This is a genomic window from Citrobacter sp. Cpo037, assembly GCF_030332945.1.
GTDB lineage: Bacteria > Pseudomonadota > Gammaproteobacteria > Enterobacterales > Enterobacteriaceae > Citrobacter > Citrobacter portucalensis.
The window spans coordinates 1-4841 of sequence record NZ_JAOWGW010000074.1 but is presented as its reverse complement, the minus strand read 5'-3'; the positions used below and the strand labels follow the sequence as shown (position 1 = coordinate 4841).

Here is a 4841-nt window from a genome sequence, read left to right as displayed (position 1 = left end):
CTGGTAAGCAGAGTTTTTGAAATGTAAGGCCTTTGAATAAGACAAAAGGCTGCCTCATCGCTAACTTTGCAACAGTGCCAAGAATATTGACGGCATCGCTGGTGTCGGTGGCTGAAAAGCCGGCTCCCATCAGGGCAATAGCCATTTCAGATGCAGGCGTACAGGGCAATGGTCAACAGCTACAGCCTGTCTGACGATTCCGGCGTCATGGCTGCGGCGGCTATCACGCATTTTTTGTTCGGTCAGGCGGTGTTTTCGTACCTCAATGGTTGGAGCGTGTTGATCGGACCTGGTACAGGTTTGGACAGCACGGGCTGCAAATACGCAAGGGATTTAATGGGCCTGGTGGCGTTCACGGCTTTTATCGTGACGTTTCTGTTCAGGGGCTACTCATAATCTCGTGGCTCGGCGGTTCCCGGCACACCATGACAGTAAGGAAGGACCCTGTGTCTCAACTCTCCCAGCTTCGAAGCCCCGCCGCCGTGCAGGCTGCCATCGATGAGTTCGTGCAACTGGGCCGCACGAAATTCCTGGCGCGCCACGGCTACGGCAAGTCCCGCGACTTCCTGGTACGTGATCCGAAGACCGGCACCGATTGCGATTCCAAGGCCATCGCCGGTGTGGCCTTCGGCAAGCAATTTCCCGAGCAGGGCCCGCTCACTGCTGACAGCTTCTCCGGTGGCGAGACGACCGTCGTTCCGGCGCTGACGCGGCTCGGGTTTCGCATCATTCGCATCGGCGAAGACTGGTCCGAAGAAGAGGTCCTGGCCACGGTCGAAGACTATTTCGACATGCTGCGTGCCGAGGCGGCTGGGGAGCCGTACCACAAGTCCGAGCACAACCAGGCACTGCGCCAACTGCTGAACGGTCGCAGCAAGTCTTCAGTCGAGCTCAAGCACCAGAACATTAGCGCCGTACTCGATGCCCTGGGCCTGCCCTATATCAACGGCTACAAGCCACGCGGCAACAGCCAACTGCTGCTGCGTAAATCCGTACACGCCTACGTTCTGGAACATCAGCAGACGGTCGGCGCTCTTGTCGATGCCCTGGAGGAGGTAAAACTTCCGGGTGACAAAACCTACCGAGCGGCTTTGGTAGAACCACCCGCCCGTGAAGTGCTTGTGCGTACCCCGGCATCTCTACGGCAACGCCTACCGCGAAAGTTCGATTATGCCGCTCGCGATGAAGCCAACCGCAAGCTGGGCCGGGCAGGGGAGCAGTGGGTGATTGGCTACGAACAGCAACGCCTGACCGAGCTCGGCCACCCAGAGCTTTTTCAGCGGCTGGATTGGGTGTCCGACACCCAGGGAGACGGTGCGGGGTTCGACATCCTGTCGTTCGAAGAGGACGCCCATGAGCGCTTCATCGAGGTGAAAACCACCAATGGCGGGGTAGGCTCGTCTTTCTTGGTCAGCCACAACGAACTCGAATTCTCCAAGGAGGCGGGCGATCAATTCCATCTGTATCGCGTGTTCCAGTTTCGGGACGGTCCGCGCCTGTTCACGCTACCCGGCGACCTCAGCCAACATGTGCATCTCAAGCCGACGGACTACCGGGCGAGTTTCCGGAGTTTGGTGGGGTAAAGGCAGGGTTCTGTTGAGCCGAATGGCTGTGTGCGGCCGATTCTGTTGAAAAAGTAGCGGCCTCCCCATGCCGTTGGCAAAATTGCTTTGTCAGCGAGCGTGGGGGCGAACAGCATGATGGGACAGTTACCGGGAGGACAGCAGCGCCTGTTCTACTCGTTCAATCTGGAAGATCACGTCCCGGCCCAACATCTCCTGCGCAGCATCGACCAGTGCTTGGATCTCAGTGATCTACGTGCCTACCTGGCAGATTTCTATAGCCCCATCGGGCGTCCCTCGATTGACCCGGAGTTGATGGTGCGCATGCTGGTCGTCGGCTACTGCTATGGCATTCGTTCCGAGCGGCGATTGTGCGAAGAGGTGCACCTGAACCTGGCCTATCGCTGGTTCTGCCGGTTGGGTCTGGAAGACGAAGTCCCCAATCACTCGACCTTCTCGAAGAATCGCCATGGGCGTTTTCGTGACAGCGATCTATTCCGCTGGTTATTCAATGAGGTGCTGCGGCGCTGCATGGCAGCCGGCCTAGTCAAGGGTGAAGGTTTCGCCGTCGACGCCAGCATCATTAAGGCGGATGCCAGCCGGCAACGTGGGGTGGCGGGAGATGAGGTCGATTGGAACGATCCAAAGCTCAGCAGCCGCGCAGTGCGCGAGTACCTCGAAGCCCTTGATGAAGAGGCGCTGGCTGAGGCTCTTCCCAAGAAAATTTCGCTCACTGATCCTCAGTCCCGTTGGACAGCAGCGCCAGGTGGCCCGGCCTTTTTTGCCTACTCCACGAATTACCTGATCGACACTGAGCACGGTGTGATCATGGACGTGGAAGCTACCCCGGCGCACCGTACCGCCGAAGTCGATTCGACTAGGACGATGGTCGAGCGTGTCGAGGCGCAGTTCGATCTCACACCGGAACGCCTTATCGGCGATACCGCTTATGGCACCGCCCCGATGCTGGCCTGGATGGTCGAAGAAAAGGACATCGAACCGCATGTGCCGGTGTGGGACAAGACCGAGCGCAAGGACGACAGCCTCTCCAGTAACGACTTTCACTGGAGTCAGGACGCCAATGAATATCGCTGCCCAGCCGGCAAACCGCTACGCAGTGAATGGCGCGCCTTCACCCAGCAAAGGTCGCGGGTAACTAAGGCCAAAACCGTCATTTACCGCTCCAGCCAAACCGACTGCGCCACCTGCCCGTTGAAAGCGAAATGCTGCCCCAACACGCCGAATCGGAAGATCGTCCGCAGCATCCATGAGGCTGCCCGCGACGTGGCTCGACGCATCGCCAAGACACCGGAGTACCTCGTCTCTCGCTGCGAACGAAAGAAGGTGGAGATGCTTTTCGCCCACCTCAAACGGATCATGAAACTCGACCGTTTACGACTGCGTGGCCTAACGGGTGCCACTGACGAATTCACCTTGGCTGCGATGGTGCAGAACCTGCGCCGCATGGCCAAGCTTTTGCCTCAAGGGCCACCGCTGACGGGATAGGTATGCCTGCTACGAGCAGAAACCCTCAAATTAACCCTTAAACCTGAGCAAGGACGCTCAGTGAAACGCCGGAAGGCAACTTGAAGTGGCTTGCAGCCACTTCGACAGCAGGCACACCTGATCGGCAGGCTGCCGCTAAAGCTACTTTTTCAACAGAATCGGCCGATTTGTGCCGGTCGTCAAGGACCGCTTCGGATCACTCTCAACCGGATCGCGGGCCAGCTGATTTGCTAAAACCCGCGCCAAACTCAACGAAGGATTTCGCATGATCCGTTTTTTTTGGCGATCACGCTCGGCCTGATGGTTGGCTGCTCGTCGAGTTCAAGTTCGATCTGATCAGTGAGCGGTAGCGCAAGTGGATCGCCTCAGCCAAGCAGCGTTGTTGCCGGCGGCCGGAAGAAAGCCTTGAACTAGTAGCGGAAAGGATGAAACTTTATTTTTACGATTCTCAGCATTTTCCAAGGTTGAGCGAAAATTAGGATGATACTTTAATGATTCCGGCCTCCATCCCCACAAAACGCTTGCAGATGGCAGAATTGAAATAAGTCATTGTTTTAAATGGATTTTTGCAGGAATTGCTACGTTGCAGGGTCCTGTAGTTAGGATGACACTTTATTTTCCTCCCACAGGCCTCGTGATACGCCTATTTTTATAGGTTAATGTCATGATAATAATGGTTTCTTAGACGTCAGGTGGCACTTTTCGGGGAAATGTGCGCGGAACCCCTATTTGTTTATTTTTCTAAATACATTCAAATATGTATCCGCTCATGAGACAATAACCCTGGTAAATGCTTCAATAATATTGAAAAAGGAAGAGTATGAGTATTCAACATTTTCGTGTCGCCCTTATTCCCTTTTTTGCGGCATTTTGCCTTCCTGTTTTTGCTCACCCAGAAACGCTGGTGAAAGTAAAAGATGCTGAAGATCAGTTGGGTGCACGAGTGGGTTACATCGAACTGGATCTCAACAGCGGTAAGATCCTTGAGAGTTTTCGCCCCGAAGAACGTTTTCCAATGATGAGCACTTTTAAAGTTCTGCTATGTGGTGCGGTATTATCCCGTGTTGACGCCGGGCAAGAGCAACTCGGTCGCCGCATACACTATTCTCAGAATGACTTGGTTGAGTACTCACCAGTCACAGAAAAGCATCTTACGGATGGCATGACAGTAAGAGAATTATGCAGTGCTGCCATAACCATGAGTGATAACACTGCTGCCAACTTACTTCTGACAACGATCGGAGGACCGAAGGAGCTAACCGCTTTTTTGCACAACATGGGGGATCATGTAACTCGCCTTGATCGTTGGGAACCGGAGCTGAATGAAGCCATACCAAACGACGAGCGTGACACCACGATGCCTGCAGCAATGGCAACAACGTTGCGCAAACTATTAACTGGCGAACTACTTACTCTAGCTTCCCGGCAACAATTAATAGACTGGATGGAGGCGGATAAAGTTGCAGGACCACTTCTGCGCTCGGCCCTTCCGGCTGGCTGGTTTATTGCTGATAAATCTGGAGCCGGTGAGCGTGGGTCTCGCGGTATCATTGCAGCACTGGGGCCAGATGGTAAGCCCTCCCGTATCGTAGTTATCTACACGACGGGGAGTCAGGCAACTATGGATGAACGAAATAGACAGATCGCTGAGATAGGTGCCTCACTGATTAAGCATTGGTAACTGTCAGACCAAGTTTACTCATATATACTTTAGATTGATTTAAAACTTCATTTTTAATTTAAAAGGATCTAGGTGAAGATCCTTTTTGATAA

4 protein-coding genes are annotated in these 4841 nt (G+C 54.3%); all 4 read left to right on the top strand.

The window, feature by feature from the left end; genetic code table 11:
- Positions 1–168 precede the first annotated feature (168 nt).
- The 4 genes from OGX94_RS19250 to OGX94_RS19235 all read left to right on the top strand — a co-directional run bounded on the left by OGX94_RS19250 (position 169) and on the right by OGX94_RS19235 (position 4749).
- Positions 169–396: a hypothetical protein gene (locus OGX94_RS19250; protein ID WP_000248278.1), complete on the top strand. Its 228-nt coding sequence runs from the start codon at positions 169–171 to the stop codon at positions 394–396.
- A gap of 50 nt (positions 397–446) precedes the next feature.
- A complete protein-coding gene (locus tag OGX94_RS19245; protein WP_000080861.1) occupies positions 447–1583 on the top strand; it encodes a protein NO VEIN domain-containing protein in 1137 nt (378 codons plus the stop codon).
- A 114-nt stretch (positions 1584–1697) separates the two neighbouring features.
- Positions 1698–3068 carry an IS1182-like element ISCfr1 family transposase gene (locus tag OGX94_RS19240; protein WP_000971921.1) on the top strand — a complete coding sequence of 457 codons (1371 nt, stop codon included), beginning with the start codon at positions 1698–1700 and terminating at the stop codon, positions 3066–3068.
- 820 nt (positions 3069–3888) lie between these two features.
- Positions 3889–4749 carry a broad-spectrum class A beta-lactamase TEM-1 gene (locus tag OGX94_RS19235; RefSeq protein WP_000027057.1) on the top strand — a complete coding sequence of 287 codons (861 nt, stop codon included), beginning with the start codon at positions 3889–3891 and terminating at the stop codon, positions 4747–4749.
- Positions 4750–4841: the final 92 nt, after the last annotated feature.